Genomic DNA, 18908 nt, shown 5'->3' on the forward strand with positions numbered 1-18908 from the left:
TTTTTCTACTGATGATCGCTCCATTTTCCGAACTGTTCTCGCAGTATCCGGTGGAGTATCTTGCCGGCGCCGCTTCTCGGCATTTCTTCGTCTTTTATCAAGACAACATTTTTAGGGACCTTGAAACCGGCGATCTTGCCCTTGCAGTGGCTGATAATTTCTTCCGGGGTTGCGGTCTGACCTTCATGCAAAACCACGACTGCCATTACCTGTTCGCCCCATTTTTCGTGGGGAACGCCGATGACGGCAACATCCTTTACCTTCTCCAGACTGCCCACACAGTTCTCTACTTCAGACGGAAAGATGTTCTCGCCGCCGGAGATAATCATGTTGGCCTTTCTGTCAACGAGGTAGATGTATCCTTCCTCATCACGGTACCCCATATCGCCGGCGCTGAAGTATTCTCCCTTCATCGCGGCTTTTGTCTTTTCGGGTTCTTTCCAGTATTCTTCAAAAATCATTGGGCTTCTGGAGTAGAGTTCACCCACCGCATCCGGGCCACGCTCTGTTATCAGGTTCCCGTCTTCATCGTAGAATCTGATATAGTCGGTACCGATAACTTCGCGACCGCAGGAGCCAAGTTTGGTAAGCTGTTCATGGGGTTTGAGGACTGTTACAATGCCTGCTTCCGTAGAGCCGTATGCTTCGTTGAGCTCTGAATTGGGGAACATCTTGAGGACTCCCAGTTTGGTGTCTTTGCGGGCCGGAGCAGAGGAGATCAGGAGTTTCTTGATGCAGGTCAGATCATATTTCTTCTTCACATCATCCGGCAGCGCCAGCATCATGATGTAATGGGTGGGAACCAGTGAGGTAAAGGTGACCTTGTGCTCAGCGAAGGTCTTCAACAGGTTCTCCGGGTTAAAACTCACCATATTGTATGCCATGACGGTAGCGCCGACCCAGGTAGCAACAAATGAATAGTAGAGAGAGTTTACGTGACAGCAGGGCATGACGAGGAGATGGCAGTCATCAGAATTGGTCTGGTGGTCGAAGATCTGGATAAAATACTCGGCAAAAATATTGACATGCGTCTTGACGACACCCTTGGGCCTGCCGGTTGTTCCACCGGTGTACATGATGACCCAGGGGTCCTCGGCATCTACTACGGTTGCCGGTTCTTCCGGGCTCGCTTTGGCAAGCGCCTCCTCATAGGAAACAAAGCCGTCATATTTCTCATTATCCAAGGCAAAGGAGACATACTTTGTGACGGTAGGGAGGTTTTTTTTCATCTCATTGATCTGGTTGATCCAGGGGAATTCTTTCCCGTCCGCTCCATCCTTCCCGCCCTGGACGATAAAAACTTTGGCCTCACAGTGGTTGATGATATATTCCATATCTACGGGCGCAAGCCTGAACATAAGCGGTACGCACATAAACCCGCCCTTCGCTGCGGCTGCATAAAATTCCATCCATTCCACGCAGTTGTAGGCGAGGACGGCAAAGCGGTCGCCCTTCTTCATGCCCATTTCGGCCAGCGCATTTGCCAGCCGGCAGGATCTTTCGTCCCACTGTTTGAAGGTATAAGCCTTGTACAAGTCTTTTATGCCGATCTTGTTGGGAAACTTCAGGGCATTAACTCGCACCACGTCCTTTGCTGTTAACCAATGTCCGTTCTTCATTTTTCACCCTCCCTTAATTATTTTTAATGATAAACCGTAGGGGCGATTCATGAATCGCCCTTACGTGAATCGCCCTTACTCAACAAGCTCCAGAAAATGGTACACCTTCTGCGGCATCTTATGCCTCAGCGTGTTGTCGATTAAATTTATCATGCAACCAGGACAGGCAGTAACAACTATATCTGCACCCGTTGCCTTGATGCCATCCATTTTTTTATCGGCAATCTTCTTGGTAAGGTCATAGTGATAAACGCTGAAGGAACCTCCCATACCGCAGCACATATCGGCATTAGGCATTTCAACATACTTCAAGTCCTTTAATGCCTTCAGGATCATCCTCGGCTGGTCTTTAATGTTCTGATACCTTACCAGATGGCAAGGGTCGTGCCATGTGGCCGTCTTACCTGCAAATTCCTTTTTCAGTTTGAGTTCTTCCAGCGGCATCTTCATAACATCAACAATAAACTCGGTGCTGTCTTTGACCTTCTTTTCAAATGCTTCATATCTTTTTTTCTGGTCTTCAGTGTCCGGAAGGTACTTCTGATAATCTTTCAGAGTGGAACTGCATGTAGCACAACCCGTTACGATATAATCAACATCTTTAAATGCTTCGATGTTTTTTTCTGCCAGCATTCTGCCTGTCTCGAAGTCTCCGCTGAAATATATGGCCGCACCGCAGCAGTTCTGACTTTCGGGAACAACCACCTCAATGCCATTTTTTGTCAGGAAATCAATAATCTTCAGACCCAGTTCAGGATAGACAAAGTCCATGGCACATCCCATGAAGAAGCCGACCCTCATTTTTGCGGGCTGACCGTTCTGAGGCTTATTGACAGGTTTAACCAGATCACGCAAAAACTTGTCGGCTATGGCCGGGATATTCCTTCCCTGACCAAGCGCCTTCAAAAAATCGGGCAAGTGCCGGATATTGCCCTCTGTCTTCGGAAGCAGCCACTGGAATGACTTTGCCAATCTCAGATAATTTCCAAAGGCCTTCCTGTTGGACATTATCTTCCGGAAAACAAAGTTCTTTGCAAAACCCAATCCCTTTTCTCTGACCATCTGGGCTCTTGCCCCCACAACAACCCGGTCAATCTGGGTTTTCGCCGGGCACATGGCAACACACCGCTTGCAGAGAAGACATTTGCCTATAATGTTGCCCAGTTCTTCGGTAAACTCCTGCTTGCCTGCGAGAACCTGTTTCACGAGGTAATTTTTCCCTCGTGCAACACCCATCTCCATCCGTTCTTCCTGATATACAGGGCAGAAGAAACTGCAAAAACCACATTTCATACACTGATCAGCGTATTGTTCTATTTTTTTAAGCTCTTTCAGGTCTTTCAATCCGAACCTCCTTATACGCTAATCCCAGATCTTGCCCGGGTTCATGATATTGTTAGGATCAAAAAGCGCCTTCACATCCTTCATCATTTTTACAACGACAGGGTTCGTGACCCTCATGAAGAATTTCTGCTTTTCAAGGCCTATGCCATGTTCCCCCGAGAGTACACCACCGAGTTCGACAGCGCTCTCAATGATTCCGTCCATCGCGCTAACTGCCCTGGCATAATGTTCCTTATTGTTGATGTCAGTGAGTATTGCCGGATGGAGGTTTCCATCGCCTGCATGACCAAGCACAACGATCTCAACATTGTACTTCTTTGCCAATTCCTTACATTTATTGATAAGGGCGGGTATGTTTCCCCTCGGCACGGTCACGTCTTCTGCGAAAACCGTTTTTGCTTTGCCGAAAATCGCCGCAAAGCCTGCCTTTCTTCCCATCCAAAACTTGTCGGCCTCAGCCTGATCCTTCGCAGCCCTTACATCCACAGCGCCATATTTCCTGACAATATCAATAATCTTTTCGGTTTCCTTGGCAACGGCTTCTTCAATGCCGTCAACTTCGAAAAGGAGCACCGCGTCTGCGTCCTTCGGAAGCCCCATCGGCATCATCTCTTCAATCCTGTTGATTACCCAGTTATCGAGAAGTTCTATCTTGCCGGGGATTATCCCATTTTCGAGAACCCTGAATACACTCTCGCCGGCGACTGCTATATCTGCGTACACCGCCATGATCGTCCTTTTTGCAGGAGGAATGGGGTTAAGTTTTAACTCTGCCCTTGTTACCACACCAAGAGTGCCTTCGGAACTGATAAAGATATGAAGCAGGTCATAACCCACGACGTTCTTCAATGTCCGGCCGCCGAGGCTGACAATTTCACCGTTAGGCAATACCACTTCAATACCCAGGATATACTGCTTTGTTACGCCATATTTGACGCACGCGGGGCCACCGGCATTCTCGGCAATAATGCCGCCGAGGGTTGCACCCAGGAAACTCTGGGGGTCAGGTGGGAAGAAAAGACCATCCTTCGCGAGCCTGAGCGTCAGTTCCTGAAGAACAACCCCGGGCTCCACGGTGGCGGTAAGGTTCTCTTTGTCCACTTTCAATATCTTGTTCATCTTCGTCGTGCAGAGAACAATTCCGCCGTGCCAGGGAACAGATCCACCGCTCACGTTTGTGCCCCCACCCCTGGGAGTTACGGGGATTTTTTCAGCATTGGCAATCTTCATAATCTCAGAAACTGCTTGCGTGGTGGTGGGGAATACCACTACATCGGGCTCATGTATCCAGTTTGTGGTCCCGTCATAGGAATATGCCTTCAACGCCTCAGGCGTCGTGAGGACATTCTCTTTACCAACAATCTTTTGAAATTCACCTATCAATGATTCGCTTATCATCCATGCCCCCCTTTTAAAATGTTATTGGTATTGTCTCTCATTTCAAGTATCTATATCCTTTTCACGCTCAAAGACCCGGTTTGCTTTCCTCCAGTTGTTCGATGAAAGCCTCTATATTTGTCTTGTTCTGCTCATCGGAGACGCAGCGCAGATCATTCAAGTCGCCATTGAGCGTCAGGCTTGGTATTTTTGTTTCTTCTTCCAGCCTTTTGGGCATGCCATAACGGCAATTGGAGTTGTTCGGGCAGGTTTTTGCGTCGTGGTAGATGATGCCGTCGATCTTGAAGAACTTCAGCATATCTTTGATGTATTGCTCCTTGGGCTCGTCGGATCTTACGATAAACAGTTTGGTGTAGGCCCGGGCCATGCTCGTAAAGGGATCGGCAGCATCGAAATCTGTGAATATCCAGCTATTGCAATATGTTGAAGCCAGCACGTTGGTGTTCAGGTTGGCAAAAAGGGCGGCATGGTCGCTCAGCCGTCCCCAGACCGGCATCCCATCCCAATAAAGTCGAAAACGTTCATTTTCCAGAGCGCTTTCCTTGTTCCTGATCCGCTCATTCAACTCCGCCAGGAGGAGATTGTAGTAATCCACTGCCTGCTTGGTTCCTCTGAGCACCACGGCCGGACCCATATGGATTGTACCGTCAAAAAAAGTTATCGGGGAAGGCACTGCTGCGGCAGTGTCCAGGACCTTTTTCCAACTGTCCGAGCAGGCGCGGGAAAGCGCCACTACCTGCTTCAATTCGTCGAGATCGAATTTTTTACCCGATACTGCCGATAACGGTTTGATGAGATCCTCCATCTGTTTGACAATGGATGCTACGTGGGCATCGTTCACATCACGTATGCCCAGGTGGGTGTTGATGCCGATCAGGGGGACTTTAAACATCTGAGCATACCACATAAACCAGTCCTGAACATCGCGGCACTGATTCGTATTATAGACCAGCACATCGGGTTTGGGAACTTTTTCGATGCCCTTGTAGGCCTTGGAAAGGGGCGTCACACCGGCGATGTAGGCGCCTATGTCTGCCGTAAGATAGGAGCAGATATCGGGAGAATAACCCCGGGCGTTGGCCAGAGGGATGACATCCGTGGACATGCGGGTTGCGCCCAGCATGGCGGCGTGGTTTTCCGGAAAGTAAACCAGGAAACCCATGGCTCTGAGAATTTCGGCCGGTCCGACGCTGGTGCACCAGGCAATCTTTTTTTCACCCGTTTTGGCGGCATTATCGAGTTCGTAAAAATATTCGGCCATGATCCTGTTCATCTCGGTAGTGGAATGGATCTTTTTTCTTGCCGGTTTTTTCTCTTCATTCATCGTGTTGACTCCGGTTGTTCAGTTCTTGGTAAAGAGTCCCGATAATCCGCCAGGCCTGGGGCGAAATCAGATTTGTGCTTCGCTCGCGTAAAGAGCTGCCCCGATAGCGCCTGTAAGCTGGGGATGTTCAGGAACCAGGATCTTTTTTTTGAGAATTTCTTCAGCCATGGTTACGATATAGGGGTTGTGAGCTACTACGCCCCCTGTCATAACGACATTTTCCGAGAGAGAATCCATTTCCAGCACCCTCTTTATGACAGACAGGAAAAGGCCCTTGGTGATGTCGGTCACTTTTTCTCCCTGCCGTATTTTTTCCAATACTTCCGTACCCGAGAATACGGTGCAGAAGCTTCCCAGTTCGACCATATGCCCGGATTGCCTCGCCAAGCTGTCCATGTTTTCCAAGGGTATGTCCAGACGGGCGGACATCTCTTCCAGAAAAGCGCCCGTACCGGCGGCGCATTTGCGGTTCATCTTGAAACTCAGCCTGCGCCCCTCGCTGTCGAGCTTGATAATTTTGTTATCCTGTCCCCCGATATCGATAATGGCTATGGCCAGGGGAAAATAGTGGAAGCATCCTTTCCCATGACAACTGATTTCTGTCTTGGCAGCATTGGAGAAAGACACGTTTTTTCGGCCGTACCCGGTGGAAATGGTATGGACGATATCTTTTCTTGACGATTTTGCCATGGCTAAGGAAGAATCGAGGCATTTTTCCGCCGCTGCGGAAAAATCTGTTCCTGATTTTTCCACGGCATACCCGATAAGACTGCCCGCAGCATCGATCAAGGCTACTTTGGTCCTGGACGCCCCTATATCAATGCCGACAAAAACTTTTTTAGCATTCAAAGCGGCTAAGCTAATTGAACTCGGCGGAAGCAAAGCCGAGGTCGAACACCTTGATATTCGCTGCGGAAAATTTACCAGTTCTGGCAATAATTGCCTCTTTCATGTCCTCAGTCTGGAGAGGGAGTTTGTTTTTTTATTTGATAAGGCATTGCTTTTAACGGTGGAAGTATAGGGGGACTGTTTTTTGTTGTCAAGGAATATTTTGCGGCTGTCAGTACCCTCACGAGGTTGCTGAAACTGTCGCTCTTTTCCACTACAGGTTACTTATCCTTACTGCCAATAAAAACTCCGTCCTGCGGCAATTAGGGTGACGGAGGAAGTTTTCACTACCCGGCTACGGCCCGGTAATCTCTGTGAACCGCCCGGTGCGGACCCGCATGCCGAGTGGTGTGGGGGCTGGGGGAGAAAAAAAACCGGCTACCCGATTATCTGATTTATTTGTTTTTTGATTCGTCGTTTATTGTTTCCACCACCTGGTGAACATCACCAAGACATCACTTGCCTTTTGGATTATTAACCTCACAATTACAGCCACCAATGCTTTTTTCTTTTGTGATCTTTTCTATGATTTTTGAATAACCATTTTTATTATAATCTTTTTCAATGTCTTTCTTTGTATAATTGAAACAGTAGCATATTAAATCATCATCATTGAAATGATTCTTATTCTCTATGCTTGGACTTAGTTTGATCATTTTTCATTCCATATACATCGAAAAAATCAGCCGTCGAGTTTACGAGGTCGGCTGGATTGAATTGGTGGACAATTTTAGAATGCAAATAACCGCTGTAAAACGGAAATAACCTTAAAATGGATTTCTGAATCAAGAGAGCCGAGTCTTTTTATAAGTCGCCTTTTGTCTATTGTCCGTAGCTGATCCAACACTATATGTCCTTTCCTGCTCTCAAATACGCAAGCTATTCTTGTTGGATATTCCTTCCCCGCCGTCGTCATCGGGGCAACTATGACGGTTTGGATATGCCGGTTCATTTCGTCCGGTGAAATAATCACACATGGTCGTGTTTTCTGAATTTCAGAACCAACAGTAGGATCAAGATTGATTAAAAACACATCGAACCGATTCACTACCATTGCCATTCCTCTTCATCCCAGGAATTTGCAATATTGTCATTTTCGTCGATCAATGCATCATGACCTTTTGGGGCCATTATTCTGAAAGCATTATCCCAACCCGACCTTGGATTTGAGATCGGACGAATAATGATTTTGGTTTTCTCCACCTCAAGCTCAACATAATCGATAATTCCCGTTTGATCAAGTAATGGTTTGGGAATGCGGATCCCCTGAGAATTACCTATTTTTACAACATGCGCTCTCATTATTTCACCACCTCGCATGAATTGTGGGCACATTGTAATTACCTTGACCTTGGAAGTCAAGGATTCAGTTTTGATTATATTGTGGTATCTATGCCCAACGGTGCTAATCAGCCGCGCGGTTTTTGCGTCGGCTGAATTAGCCATGTTCGGTCATTTATTCCGCATTGAGATTCTTCAAAATTTTCTTTGCTAATGGTTCTTTGATGTCAGTATGCCTTGGTATAGCTTCAATCGAACCGTTCTTTGGATTTAGCCAAAGTGAATGTGAGGCTCCTTCTCGTTTCAGATAGCAACCCGCGATTCTTAATCTTCGTTCCAAATCCCGTCGCTTCATCCGATCATCACCTTTTCTTGAATGGCGTCATCGGGAAGCCCTCGAAGAATATCAGCCTTCCGGTCATCTAAAATCAACTCAATCGCCTCGCGAAGATTATTCTTTGCTTCCTCGATTGTTTCGCCCTGGCCATTGGCTCCAGGAACTTCCGGACAGATAGCCCAGTAGCCACCCTCGGGTGCCGGTTCAATTATTGCTGTAAATTCTGCCCTCATTATAATCTCCTATTTCTTGTTTTTGACCGAACGTACGGCTCACTGGGGCGCACGCTTTTTGCGCTCCGCTGAATGCCATTGTTGGCTGGCTTATGTGAGCGGGGCAATATTCAAAAGGTCCTGTTGAGTCTGTGCCTTTTCCCAGTCATCAATGAGTTCCTGCTGGTGAATCGTTGCCCATTCGATCACAAACCCCTTCACGCGAGGCGGCAAGTTACCCGAAAAAACCGATAAGTTGCGAATATCGATTAGAGCCACGTCGCCGCTGTACTCCGCATGGAAATGAGGTGGGTTGTGATCGTCAAAGAACATTTTGATAACGATTCCGAAAAAGCGGCAGATTTCAGGCATAAATGGGCTCGCAACGTAAGGTGGGAAAAACGTCTTCCGGTTTCTTTCCCGTTACTTTGAGGTACAAGGAGTCAGGGCAGAGATCAATTTTGTCGAGCCAGACAAGCTCGCCGAATGAACCGATTTGAACCTGATCGAAAATATGTGGATCACGCCACAAGGTGAAAACACCTTTGCCGACCAAATCAGAGAGGTCAACCACCCCCCACACACCGTCATCAAAAGTCACTTCAAGGCGATAATTTTTTATTACGGACACCTTGGTGATTTTAACCATTGTTTCGCACCTCCTTTTTGTTTTTTATAGCATATAACGGAGTGGAAGGGAAGAAAGTGACGATGCAACCTGAAAGCCAATCGCGGCGCAGTCGCGCGGAACGTCCAACATAACAGGCGCGAATTTATGAGCGTTCTTGTTCATGCTGATGTTGGGCATTAACCTTCTGCCTCTTATTTTTCAAGGCCATATCCATCCAGCGATCCACGCTCTAAAGAAATTTGTCTGGAAAGGTAAATTTTTGCCAAGCTTTGGTAAGGGATATCCTTTTTGTTCGCAAGAGTCTTTAGTTCCGCAAGCATATCCTCCGGCAGTCGAATTGAAATCGACTTCACCGATAGCTTTAGTTTGGGAAAAGATGCCCTCTTGAAATCTTTAATATCAAAATAATCAAGGGGAGAATGATTTACCCAGAAATCTCTCTCCTCGTCTGCATTTTTAAAGTTTGGAATAGTTTTGTTATTTTTCATCATAAAATTTCCTCTCTCTTTTATTCATATCCTGGGCAGAGATTATTCTGATCAGGTTATTCCTCTTGGTAAATACAATGACAAGAAAACGATCTGTGTCCATTTTCCCAAAAGCAGCCCAACGGTTTTCAGAAACAGAATGCTTTGGATCGTCAAGGACAAAAAGAGGCCTATTAAAAAACACCTGTTCGCATTCCCAGTTTTCAATATTATGCTTGAGGAAGTTTTTATTTATATTCCCTGCATCCCATTGGAAGCCTAAAAATTGTTCAAATATCTTTTCCATTGATTTAGAGTGTATATGACATAAATATACATGTCAAGGTTTCTTATAGAGATCAATAGCGATTTCCATACCAAACGAAAAGCTCACCCGGAGCAGCCCAGTGGGCTGCGATCGGGTGCAGCGACGGGTTAAACGCTCTATTTTTTGTTACTGGTAGTCTATGCAAGAGAGAGATTCCCGCTGAGGTTCGCTGACAACTTTGAACCGAATCAGCTCATTGTTGGCATCGATCACCTTGAGCACCCAATTTTGGAACATAATCTTGTCGGACTTCTTCAGGTCGTAATAGACCTGCTGGAAGAAAGGCGTTCGTGCGTAATTGCCTCTCTGTGTATATTCCCGGTAGGTGATGTGTAGGATATCGCCCTCCCGACCAGCATAGATCAGTTCTTTTTCGACACACGGCACGAAGCTGACGTTGTTTTGAGAACTCCTGAGAGTTTGGTTAATCCCTCTTGGTTCCCATTTTGCTGCGAAGCATCCAAGCTGTACCATTTCGGATCCCACTACCGTTGCCTTTTCTTCTTCAAGGTTATAAGACGTGGACCTCGTGCAAAGATGATTCCAGCCACAGGAAACAAACGGAAGTAACAAAACGAACAATAAGGCTTTACGTATCATAGTCTCCCCTTCCTTCTTTACGCTATTAGCAAGTCATTGTTTCTGAATGAGTGAATTACCGTATAGACCATATTACTTATTATTTGTCTCGTTTATCAGTATTAATAGGCCTGTCTTAACCTTGGGAGACATGGCCAGTTGAAAATCTGTAGAGTTTTTATTTACATAAGGTGATACGGTTTCGTATGTCAAGCGAAATGTGTCCGTGTATATTTGAACGTTTTCAATAAATTATAACGAACAACGAGAAGTTTTACGCCTCACGCCACAAAAAAATCATGGGGCTTGAATTCAGGAACTTAATTTGTTATTTGCACACAATGTAAAAGTCAGAAGACTTCAGTCAGCGCTGCTGCAGACGCCCCCGTTTCGTTTCCCGGATGGCGGAAGTCCTGCAATTGGAATGCCCCGATCCTGCCGTTCTACGCACACGGGAACAGGATATCTTTGCCTGGCTGAAATTCCTCTTGGGCAGAGATTCTGCGGAGAAAGTGATAAAATTATTAACCAAGAGCCATTGTGATGGAAACCATACAGGATAGTGTCGGGATGCCAGCGGAGGAGATATCTTCCCTGCGCCTGCGGATAGTCGAACTTGAGAGGGCGGTGAGCGCCGAAAGATTGCATGCCGAAGAGGATTTGCGATGCAGCGATGATAAATATCGTATTATTCTCGATAATATGGAAGAGGCGTATTTCGAGCTTGACCTGGCCGGGAATATCACCTTCTTCAACAATTCGACATTGACAATGCTCGGCTACGACCGGAGCGAGCTGCTGGGGATGAATTACCGCAATTACGTGTCCCCCGATACGGACGTGGAACTGTACGACATTTTTAACAGAATTTACAAAACAGGAAAACCTGCGGAAATATTCGGCTATCCGGTTCTGCGGAAGGATGGGACTGTCCGGTTCCGGGAGATGTCGGCATCTCTTCGCAGGGATTACGCCGATCGCCCTATCGGCTTTCGGTGCCTCGCCCGCGATGTGACAAAACGAAAGTTGGCGGAAGATGCGTTGAAGCAGCGGGATGGCGAGTTGGAGATAAAATCCCGTTCTCTTGCGGAATCCAACACGGCCTTGAAGGTCTTATTGAAGCAGCGGGAAGAGGATCGGGTGGAACTCGAACGGAATGTGCTGTCCAATGTCCGTGAGATAGTCATGCCCTATATCGAAGAGCTGAAGAAAAGCCCCCTGAATCCGGGGCAGGCGGCAATGGTCGAGACACTGGAAGCGAATCTGCTGAACATAGTTTCCCCATTTTTACGCAACCTGACGCTTACACAATTCAATCTTACCGCACGGGAGTTCCGGGTGGCGAATCTCGTCAAAGAGGGACGAACCACGAAAGAAATATCCGACATGTTGAATATCTCGCCGGGGGCGGTCAATTTTCATCGCAACGGTATCCGAAAAAAACTGAACCTGAACACAAAAAAAATCAATCTCCGTTCGTATCTGCTTTCCCTGGCATAATAAACGGGCCGATAGGTCACTTACTAAATTTCGTAACGACTCAGGTTGTCAGGTTTACCAAGTTTCCAACTGCTGCATGTCGCAATTCCCTGTCTTTAATTGCTTTTTTATTAATATAAGTTTTTACCTGATATATTGCTGACAATTATTTAATATTGTATTATTCAGGGCGGCCTGTATCATAAAAAATCATCACAAACATTGCTTCGAAAGAGTTGTTTGCAGTGCAGGCAGTTAGTCGAACTGTTCGGTCACCCCAGTCTCAAACCCCGAATACTGGGAAACCGTTGTTTTGGCGTTTCTATCAGATGAGATATCTGGTCATTGCGAGAAGGCCAAAGGCCGACGAAGCAATCCCATAACCATTCGCTAACCCATAAGATTGCTTCGGACTGAAGCCATCGCAATGACAAGAAGTGCGTAAATTCAGAGCTTCTCGAAGCGGGAAGATCGGCATTGAAAGGGGATGCATTCATGAATATTGCCCAGTTTTTGATTGACAGCGCCGCCCGCAGGCCGGAGCACCCGGCGGTGATCTCCGGCGGTCGCGCGGTGACATACTCGGAATTGAACCAGCGTACGGATTCTCTGGCCTGGGGGCTCAGGGAAAAAGGGGTGGCTCCCGGTGACGTCGTGGTTTTGATGATGCCTAATTCCATTGACTGGATTACCGCCTATTATGCCCTTGCGAAGCTTGGCGCCATTGTTTTACCCGTCAATTTCCTTTATCGCACCGAAGAGCTGGCGCACATATTCCGGGATTCAGGCGCCCGGGCCTTTATCGGCAGCCCCGACTACCTGAATTATGCCTCTCCCCTGATCAGGGAATCGAACAGTTTTCATCTGGCCTTGGTTTCCGGAGTAGATGTGCCCGAGGGTTTCGAGCCTCTGGAAGGTTTGTTTCGGGAGCGTGGCACTTTTCCTGTCCATGCTGTACGGGACGACGATACCCTTGCCATCATTTACACAAGCGGCACTACCGGGTTGGCCAAGGGGGCCATGCTTACCCACCACAGTCTGGGGAGCAACGCCCGAACCATTGCCGACATGCGCTTTACCCAGTCCCAAGACGTCTGTCTGGGGGTATTGCCCCTCTTTCACATTTACGGTCAGACCAGCACCTTGAATGCGAGCATCTACCTTGGTCTTACCATCAGACTTTGGGCGCATTTTGACGAGGCGGAGGTGTTTGCGGCAATTGAGCAGGAAGAAAGCGCCATTCTGATTGCCGTGCCCACCATTTTTAACCGGCTGGCCGAAATGGCGGGTCAGAGACCTCCTGCCCGTTCGTCCCTTCGTTTTTGCGTTTCGGGAGGCGCCTCTCTGCCGGTGGAGGTATTGCAGCGGTTTGAAAAGGCATTCAATGTGACTGTTTACGAGGGGTATGGTCTGACTGAGTGTTCCCCGGTCTGTGTGGAAAATCCCTATGGCCGGCCCACCAAGCCCGGTTCCATCGGATTGCCTATTCCAGGTTTTCAGGCCCGTATAGTGGACGAGCAGGATCGGGATGTGCCGCAGGGGGAGGTGGGCGAGCTGATCATTCAAGGGCCCGGCGTCATGAAGGGGTACCTCAACCAGCCGGCGGCGACAAAAGAGACCCTGCGCGGGGGCTGGCTGCATACGGGAGATTTGGCGCGTCAGGACAAGGATGGGTACATCTATATAGTGGATCGTAAAAAAGAGATGATTATCCGCGGCGGCTATAACGTTTATCCCCGGGAGATCGAGGAAGTTCTCTATGGTCATCCTGCGGTGCTTGAGTGCGCAGTTATAGGTTTTCCCCATCAGGATCTGGGAGAAGAGGTGGCCGCGGTCATTGTCATTCGTCAGGGCGCTTCCGCTACGCCGGAGGAGATCAAACAATACGTAAAGGAAAGGGTTGCCCCTTACAAATACCCGCGGGTGGTGCGGTTGGTTCTCGAACTGCCCAAGACCAACACCGGGAAAATCCTTAAACGATCGATAGTGTTATGATTTATATGGCTGATATGGCAATAGCGAGATAATGTGTTCATAATAAAAAAGGAGGAGAACAGAAGATGAAAAAGCGCATGATAATGGCAATGATCACAAATAATATAAGGTTTTTACTTATATTTTCCTAATATTTATTTCATATTGCATTATTTGAAGCCCTCTGTATAATTTCAGCCATCAACATTATCAGACAAATCAGATGCATAATTGTTAGTTCTTTTGGAAGTATTGCGAAGGGATTTAATATTTTTATGTCGGTCGGTTCCGCGTAAGACTTCGGTGATCAAGCCGGTGTATTTCTTGGGGGATATATTACGGGTGTAGCTGTTGGAGTTGATCCAGGGTTTGCAGGTTTCGGCATACTTAGCGGATCTGCGGATCTTTTGTTAATGGTGGCGCGAATTACTATCAATCAGGCTGAAGAGATGAACAGACTCAACCATGCCCTTCTGAAAGAAATTGCCCGCGTTGCGCGGAGCGCCGACAATGATAATAATGCCAGGGTTCTGATCATTTCGGGTGCTGGCGGGAAGGCATATTGCGCCGGGGCTGAGCTGAAGGAGATATAACCTGATTCCGTAACACTACACTAGCAATTTTATTCAAGAAAAGGGGGAAATGCTATGAAGTTTAAAACAGAACTCTGCGAGATGTTAAATATTGATTACCCGATTATGTTGGCGGGAATGGCCAATGTGGCTACTGCCGAGCTGGTAGCGGCTGTCTCCAATGCCGGAGGAATAGGCGTTCTAGGTTGCACTTACAAGAGCTTGGATTGGATGGTACAAGAGATCAGAAAGGTCAGGAGTCTCACGGACAAACCATTTGGGGTTGACATAATTTTGCCTGCTGGCACTCCACCCAACACTGAAGGATTGGAGTTCCCCGAGGAACATATCCGGTTTGTGAATGAACTGAAGGAAAGGATGAATATTCCAGATGAGACCAAGGAAGAGTGGCCAGTGATCACTATGGAATATATTCATAAACAGGTGAAAATAGTGTTAGAGGAGAAAATTCCTTTATTCGTTACGGGCTTGGGCAATCCGGGTTTTATGATTTCAGACGCTCATGTACAAGGGATGAAGGTAGCCCAAGTCGTTGGCAATGTGAAAAACGCGAGGCGAGCAGCTGATGTTGGAGTCGATTTTATTATTGCCGCTGGTCATGAGGCAGGGGGGCACACCAGCAGAATCGGGACTTTGGCCCTGATTCCGCAGGTGGTTGACGCGGTGGATGTGCCAGTCGTGGCTGGCGGCGGGATAGGTGACTCGCGCGGATTGGTGGCGGCTTTGGCCTTAGGCGCGGTTGGTGTTTGGGTTGGTACGCGTTTCATCGCCACCCGTGAAGCGTGGGGACCCTTGGCCTACAAACAAAAGATATTGGAATCTACGGAGGAGGACACCGTTATTACCAAATCATATACCGGGAAAACGATGAGGGCCATCCGAAACAAATGGACCGATGCTTGGGCGGAATCCGGACTTCCTGCACTGCCGATGCACCTCCAGTTAGCACTGGTCAGAAACATTCGCCAAGCCTCTTTTGACGCGGGACGGGTGGATGTAATGACTATGCCCGCCGGTCAAATCATTGGAATGATAAAGGAGCTGAAGACAGCTAAGGAGGTCTTGGAGGAAATGGTACAAGGGGCCTCTAAAATATTGACCCAAGAGCTCAGATCAAGGATAAGTTTGGTTTAATTACCCCCCCAAACCGGACAAGGCGGGGCCAAGAAGTTTTAGAAAGTCGAATCTCGTAGGGATTATGTTCCCTGCCCCTTGGGGAGTTAGATGTTTTTGGTGATACCCCGCTACTTGTGGCCGGGTAGTTCATTCAAGGAATCGAACCAAAATTGTGCACATAAGCAATGTATGCATACATACTGGTAATGCCATTAAAATAAGGGAGGGATGTTTGGACAATGCTGCTTCTTAAAAAGGCCGAGAAAATGCAGTCAACTGTAGATTCTATCGTTTACTACCTCAATTGTCTGGGTGGTGTGGGAATTTTCATTGTAATGGTATTGATCTTATTGGATGTGAGTGGTCGTTATTTAATGAGCCGTCCCCTGCCTGGCGTTCTTGAATGGAGTCAGCTCATGCTTGTTTTTATTATATATATGCCTCTTGCATTTGTTGAGGCCCAAGGGGGCCACATTACGATTACTTTCTTGCAGTCTCGATTGTCAAAAGTATGGAGAACGAGAAGCGATTTTGCCATCAAAGTATTAGGTTTGTGCGTATTTAGCTTTTTAGCCTTCTTAACCTTCAACGCAACGGTGGAGGCCTTTCGCGACAAAGAGGTCGCTTTTGGGGATTTCCGTTTATACTTGTGGATTCCCAAAGCATCGATTTTCGTGGGCTGCTTGCTTTATTCTATTCGCCTACTATCCGATGTTGTTCTTGGATGTGTGAAACATTTAGAGAGAGGAGATAGATAATGGCAACTCCGCTTTGGGGCCTCCTGGGTATTATAGTCCTGATTTCTTCATTATTGTCGGGCATCCCGATCGGGTTAGCCATGTTGACGGTCTCGATTGGGGGCCTTCTGATTCTAACTGGGGTTACGCCTACCTTTTGGGTCCTGAAATCGGTCCTTTTCGAAGAATCGTTTCATTGGACTTTTATTGTCCTACCCATGTTCTTTCTCTTAGGCAATTTTACGTTGCACAGTGGCATGGGGGAGGAAACCTACAAGGCGGTGAACAAATGGATCTGTCATATCAAGGGCGGGTTGCTGATAGCGACAATTGCGGCCTGCACCGCTATGGGTTTCGCTTCAGGATCGAGCCTCGCCAACGCCGCCATGTTTACTCGACTGGCCTTGCCTGAGATGCGCAAGCATGGCTACAGCGTTTCCATTTCAGCGGGGGCCATAGCCGCGGCAGGCACTTTGGCCGCATTGATACCTCCCAGCGGGATGATGGTAATTTTTTGTGTTTTGACCGGTTCTTCACTTGGAAAGCTGATGATTGCCGGAATAGTGCCAGGGATACTGGTCGGGTGCGCGCTTATTGTAACTGTGAAACTGATTATCTGGATCAAGCCAGAGTTGGTCCCTCCGAAAACGACCAAAGTACCGTTTAGAGAAAGGCTGATCGCCAGCATTTGGATCGGGCCGGTGATCATCGTCATTTTGTCCATACTTGGTGGTCTTTACATGGGGGTCTTTACGCCAACAGAAGCCGGTGGCATGGGGGCAGCGGTTACCTTTGTCTATTTCATCATCAGACGTGGGTTCGACACTAGAAAGATATTGGAGTCCCTGCTGGATACGGCTAAAATTTCTAGTGCACTATTTATTATTATTATCGGCGCAATGGTGTTCAGCCGCTTCCTGTCCGTCAGTGGCAGTGTGGACATTTTTAGCAGTTTTATTCTAAACTTGCCGATCGGCAGATTATATATTCTTATATTGGTTATGGTTATTTATTTAATTCTTGGAACTTTTATGGAGGCCGTGGCTATCATGTCCATAACTCTTCCCATATTCTATCCGATACTGACCCATCTCGGATTCGACGGTACTTTTCTTGGTGTCCTTGTCGTGATGATGGTCGAGATCGGGGTTCTTACTCCTCCTCTAGGGACCAATGTCTTTGTCGTCAAGTCCGCCGCGGGCAGCATGGTCACTCTAGAACAGGTATATAGAGGCGTTATGCCGTTTGTTATCGCTTACTTAATCATGGTGGCTATCATTATTGCCTTCCCGCGGATTGTGTTGTTTCTGCCAGAACTGATGCGATGAGTTCCATTCGATGTTTTTGAAAGGTGAGGTAGTCTCTTATGGTTGTAAAGTTCTTGCAAAATTGGCAAAAGGATTTGTTGTTGTGCCCGTTTTTTAAAATTACTTGGGTCCGGCTTGTCCGGTTAGGGGGATTTTAATTTCAAAATACATTTACGGTGTTATGAAGGAGGCGAAAAATGACAAATCTTCATTCAACAAAAAAAGGGGCGTGGTGGATTGTTCTGGTTAGCTTGATGATGTTGGGTTGCTTGTTAGTTGGCCCATTAGGGAACGATGCCTTGGCGGCTGGAAACACAATCGAGCTTAAGTTGGTTACCTATGTGCCACAAGGCGGGGGAAGCATCCCTGAAGCGTTGGCTGCGTTCGCCGATGGAGTTAAAAAACGGACCAATGGCAAGGTTACGATAAAGATCTTCTGGAGCGGGTCGCTAGCCAAGATCACAGAGATTCCCGGGGCAGTAAAAAGCGGTCTGGCCGACATGGGATCGGTGGTTGGTTTTTACCACCCAGAGATGTTTCCCTATGACTTTGGAGCCAGTCTCGACACAATGGTTTTGGCCGGGATGAAGAGAGGTGGCTGGATTAAGCCCTACCGTAAACTTTATGATGAGTTCCCAGAGGTGCGTAATACCTTCGAGAAACAGAACCAGCGGATGATCGCCTTTTGGGAGTACGACAAAGTCAGTATTCTTAGCACCAAACCGATAAGGAACCTTGCCGACGCCAAGGGCATTAAGATACGAACCTCTGGCAAGGTGCTTCCGTCGATCTATAAGGCCGCGGGAATGATTCCCGTCGTCATTCCCTCCACTGATGCATATGACGCGGCTTCCAGGAACATGATTGACGCCATCATGGCCACCGCTGATCAGGCAATCAGCTATCGGTGGTACGAGCCTTGCAAATATTTTATTGAGATCCCCATGTTTGGGACCTCATTGGTTTATTTCCTCTCGATCAATCTGGACACCTGGAAGAAGCTGCCGGCCAGCGAGCAGAAAGTGATCTCAGAGGAGGGAGAAGAGCTTACAGCTGCCTACCCGATGCGCATGGAATCGGTTGATGCGAAATTTCGAGAGCTTTTCAAGAAAAAGGGCGGAGAAGTTATCACTTTTTCTGAGGATGATCAGAAAGTATGGAAGACCAGGGTGGCCAAACCAATCTTCGATGATCATATAGACCAGCTTGGGAAAAACAACGTCGCTCGTGGCAGGGAAATATTCGAACGGTTTGCCGAACTCATCAAATACAAGCCGTGACCGAAGCTGGGGGA

The 18908-nt window shown here is 47.5% G+C and carries 21 protein-coding genes; 7 read left to right on the forward strand and 14 right to left on the reverse strand.

Features of this window, described 5'->3' with window-relative positions; all coding sequences use genetic code 11:
* Positions 1 to 5 precede the first annotated feature (5 nt).
* The 14 genes from M0P74_08315 to M0P74_08380 all read right to left on the reverse strand — a co-directional run bounded on the left by M0P74_08315 (position 6) and on the right by M0P74_08380 (position 10216).
* Complete coding sequence (locus M0P74_08315) at positions 6 to 1619, reverse strand: AMP-binding protein (GenBank protein ID MCK9363586.1); 1614 nt, start codon at positions 1617 to 1619, stop codon at positions 6 to 8.
* Positions 1620 to 1694: 75 nt separating this feature from the next.
* On the reverse strand, positions 1695 to 2963 hold the full coding sequence (locus M0P74_08320) for a (Fe-S)-binding protein (GenBank protein ID MCK9363587.1): 1269 nt from the start codon (positions 2961 to 2963) through the stop codon (positions 1695 to 1697).
* 18 nt (positions 2964 to 2981) lie between these two features.
* Positions 2982 to 4361, reverse strand: a complete 1380-nt coding sequence (locus M0P74_08325) for an FAD-binding protein (GenBank protein MCK9363588.1) — start codon at positions 4359 to 4361, stop codon at positions 2982 to 2984.
* Positions 4362 to 4428: 67 nt separating this feature from the next.
* Positions 4429 to 5685 (reverse strand): 2-hydroxyacyl-CoA dehydratase family protein, encoded by a 1257-nt coding sequence (locus M0P74_08330; protein ID MCK9363589.1) that lies wholly within the window; start codon positions 5683 to 5685, stop codon positions 4429 to 4431.
* Between the two features lie 66 nt (positions 5686 to 5751).
* Positions 5752 to 6534, reverse strand: coding sequence for an acyl-CoA dehydratase activase (locus tag M0P74_08335; protein MCK9363590.1), 783 nt, complete (start codon positions 6532 to 6534; stop codon positions 5752 to 5754).
* Between the two features lie 494 nt (positions 6535 to 7028).
* Positions 7029 to 7229 carry a hypothetical protein gene (locus M0P74_08340; protein ID MCK9363591.1) on the reverse strand — a complete coding sequence of 67 codons (201 nt, stop codon included), beginning with the start codon at positions 7227 to 7229 and terminating at the stop codon, positions 7029 to 7031.
* A gap of 74 nt (positions 7230 to 7303) precedes the next feature.
* The gene (locus M0P74_08345) at positions 7304 to 7633 is read right to left on the reverse strand and encodes a type II toxin-antitoxin system PemK/MazF family toxin (GenBank protein ID MCK9363592.1); all 330 of its coding nucleotides are present in this window, start codon (positions 7631 to 7633) and stop codon (positions 7304 to 7306) included.
* Positions 7621 to 7875, reverse strand: a complete 255-nt coding sequence (locus M0P74_08350) for an AbrB/MazE/SpoVT family DNA-binding domain-containing protein (protein MCK9363593.1) — start codon at positions 7873 to 7875, stop codon at positions 7621 to 7623. Before M0P74_08350 ends, M0P74_08345 begins: the two co-directional genes overlap by 13 nt.
* Positions 7876 to 8205: 330 nt before the next feature.
* A complete protein-coding gene (locus M0P74_08355; protein MCK9363594.1) occupies positions 8206 to 8424 on the reverse strand; it encodes a type II toxin-antitoxin system HicB family antitoxin in 219 nt (72 codons plus the stop codon).
* 90 nt (positions 8425 to 8514) lie between these two features.
* Positions 8515 to 8775, reverse strand: a complete 261-nt coding sequence (locus M0P74_08360) for a DUF4160 domain-containing protein (protein ID MCK9363595.1) — start codon at positions 8773 to 8775, stop codon at positions 8515 to 8517.
* Positions 8768 to 9052: a DUF2442 domain-containing protein gene (locus tag M0P74_08365; protein MCK9363596.1), complete on the reverse strand. Its 285-nt coding sequence runs from the start codon at positions 9050 to 9052 to the stop codon at positions 8768 to 8770. Before M0P74_08365 ends, M0P74_08360 begins: the two co-directional genes overlap by 8 nt.
* Before the next feature lie 173 nt (positions 9053 to 9225).
* Positions 9226 to 9525, reverse strand: coding sequence for a BrnA antitoxin family protein (locus tag M0P74_08370; protein ID MCK9363597.1), 300 nt, complete (start codon positions 9523 to 9525; stop codon positions 9226 to 9228).
* Positions 9512 to 9808, reverse strand: coding sequence for a BrnT family toxin (locus tag M0P74_08375; protein ID MCK9363598.1), 297 nt, complete (start codon positions 9806 to 9808; stop codon positions 9512 to 9514). The genes M0P74_08370 and M0P74_08375 overlap by 14 nt, the downstream gene beginning before the upstream one ends.
* A gap of 147 nt (positions 9809 to 9955) precedes the next feature.
* The gene (locus M0P74_08380) at positions 9956 to 10216 is read right to left on the reverse strand and encodes a hypothetical protein (protein ID MCK9363599.1); all 261 of its coding nucleotides are present in this window, start codon (positions 10214 to 10216) and stop codon (positions 9956 to 9958) included.
* 735 nt (positions 10217 to 10951) lie between these two features.
* Here M0P74_08380 and M0P74_08385 point away from each other — a divergent pair.
* From M0P74_08385 to dctP, 7 genes are all read left to right on the forward strand, one after another.
* Positions 10952 to 11908, forward strand: coding sequence for a PAS domain S-box protein (locus M0P74_08385; protein MCK9363600.1), 957 nt, complete (start codon positions 10952 to 10954; stop codon positions 11906 to 11908).
* 474 nt (positions 11909 to 12382) lie between these two features.
* On the forward strand, positions 12383 to 13882 hold the full coding sequence (locus M0P74_08390; GenBank protein MCK9363601.1) for a long-chain fatty acid--CoA ligase: 1500 nt from the start codon (positions 12383 to 12385) through the stop codon (positions 13880 to 13882).
* A gap of 392 nt (positions 13883 to 14274) precedes the next feature.
* Positions 14275 to 14454 (forward strand): enoyl-CoA hydratase-related protein, encoded by a 180-nt coding sequence (locus M0P74_08395; GenBank protein MCK9363602.1) that lies wholly within the window; start codon positions 14275 to 14277, stop codon positions 14452 to 14454.
* A gap of 54 nt (positions 14455 to 14508) precedes the next feature.
* Positions 14509 to 15588: a nitronate monooxygenase gene (locus M0P74_08400; GenBank protein MCK9363603.1), complete on the forward strand. Its 1080-nt coding sequence runs from the start codon at positions 14509 to 14511 to the stop codon at positions 15586 to 15588.
* A gap of 221 nt (positions 15589 to 15809) precedes the next feature.
* Entirely contained in the window at positions 15810 to 16328 is a 519-nt protein-coding gene (locus M0P74_08405) for a TRAP transporter small permease (protein ID MCK9363604.1), read from the forward strand.
* Positions 16328 to 17635: a TRAP transporter large permease gene (locus M0P74_08410; GenBank protein ID MCK9363605.1), complete on the forward strand. Its 1308-nt coding sequence runs from the start codon at positions 16328 to 16330 to the stop codon at positions 17633 to 17635. The genes M0P74_08405 and M0P74_08410 overlap by 1 nt, the downstream gene beginning before the upstream one ends.
* Positions 17636 to 17811: 176 nt before the next feature.
* A complete protein-coding gene (gene dctP / locus M0P74_08415) occupies positions 17812 to 18894 on the forward strand; it encodes a TRAP transporter substrate-binding protein DctP (protein MCK9363606.1) in 1083 nt (360 codons plus the stop codon).
* Positions 18895 to 18908 lie beyond the last annotated feature (14 nt).

The organism is Syntrophales bacterium (genome assembly GCA_023229765.1).
Classification (GTDB): Bacteria; Desulfobacterota; Syntrophia; order Syntrophales; family UBA5619; genus DYTH01.

What these genes read in the sequence shown, in the direction of transcription:
- M0P74_08315 (MCK9363586.1), bottom strand. Translation starts at nt 1,619, where the DNA reads ATGAAGAACGGACATTGGTTAACAGCAAAGGACGTGGTGCGAGTTAAT.
- M0P74_08325 (MCK9363588.1), bottom strand. Translation starts at nt 4,361, where the DNA reads ATGATAAGCGAATCATTGATAGGTGAATTTCAAAAGATTGTTGGTAAA.
- M0P74_08330 (MCK9363589.1), bottom strand. Translation starts at nt 5,685, where the DNA reads ATGAATGAAGAGAAAAAACCGGCAAGAAAAAAGATCCATTCCACTACC.
- M0P74_08340 (MCK9363591.1), bottom strand. Translation starts at nt 7,229, where the DNA reads ATGATCAAACTAAGTCCAAGCATAGAGAATAAGAATCATTTCAATGAT.
- M0P74_08345 (MCK9363592.1), bottom strand. Translation starts at nt 7,633, where the DNA reads ATGGCAATGGTAGTGAATCGGTTCGATGTGTTTTTAATCAATCTTGAT.
- M0P74_08350 (MCK9363593.1), bottom strand. Translation starts at nt 7,875, where the DNA reads ATGAGAGCGCATGTTGTAAAAATAGGTAATTCTCAGGGGATCCGCATT.
- M0P74_08355 (MCK9363594.1), bottom strand. Translation starts at nt 8,424, where the DNA reads ATGAGGGCAGAATTTACAGCAATAATTGAACCGGCACCCGAGGGTGGC.
- M0P74_08360 (MCK9363595.1), bottom strand. Translation starts at nt 8,775, where the DNA reads ATGCCTGAAATCTGCCGCTTTTTCGGAATCGTTATCAAAATGTTCTTT.
- M0P74_08365 (MCK9363596.1), bottom strand. Translation starts at nt 9,052, where the DNA reads ATGGTTAAAATCACCAAGGTGTCCGTAATAAAAAATTATCGCCTTGAA.
- M0P74_08370 (MCK9363597.1), bottom strand. Translation starts at nt 9,525, where the DNA reads ATGATGAAAAATAACAAAACTATTCCAAACTTTAAAAATGCAGACGAG.
- M0P74_08375 (MCK9363598.1), bottom strand. Translation starts at nt 9,808, where the DNA reads ATGGAAAAGATATTTGAACAATTTTTAGGCTTCCAATGGGATGCAGGG.
- M0P74_08385 (MCK9363600.1), top strand. Translation starts at nt 10,952, where the DNA reads ATGGAAACCATACAGGATAGTGTCGGGATGCCAGCGGAGGAGATATCT.
- M0P74_08390 (MCK9363601.1), top strand. Translation starts at nt 12,383, where the DNA reads ATGAATATTGCCCAGTTTTTGATTGACAGCGCCGCCCGCAGGCCGGAG.
- M0P74_08395 (MCK9363602.1), top strand. Translation starts at nt 14,275, where the DNA reads ATGGTGGCGCGAATTACTATCAATCAGGCTGAAGAGATGAACAGACTC.
- M0P74_08400 (MCK9363603.1), top strand. Translation starts at nt 14,509, where the DNA reads ATGAAGTTTAAAACAGAACTCTGCGAGATGTTAAATATTGATTACCCG.
- M0P74_08405 (MCK9363604.1), top strand. Translation starts at nt 15,810, where the DNA reads ATGCTGCTTCTTAAAAAGGCCGAGAAAATGCAGTCAACTGTAGATTCT.
- M0P74_08410 (MCK9363605.1), top strand. Translation starts at nt 16,328, where the DNA reads ATGGCAACTCCGCTTTGGGGCCTCCTGGGTATTATAGTCCTGATTTCT.
- dctP (MCK9363606.1), top strand. Translation starts at nt 17,812, where the DNA reads ATGACAAATCTTCATTCAACAAAAAAAGGGGCGTGGTGGATTGTTCTG.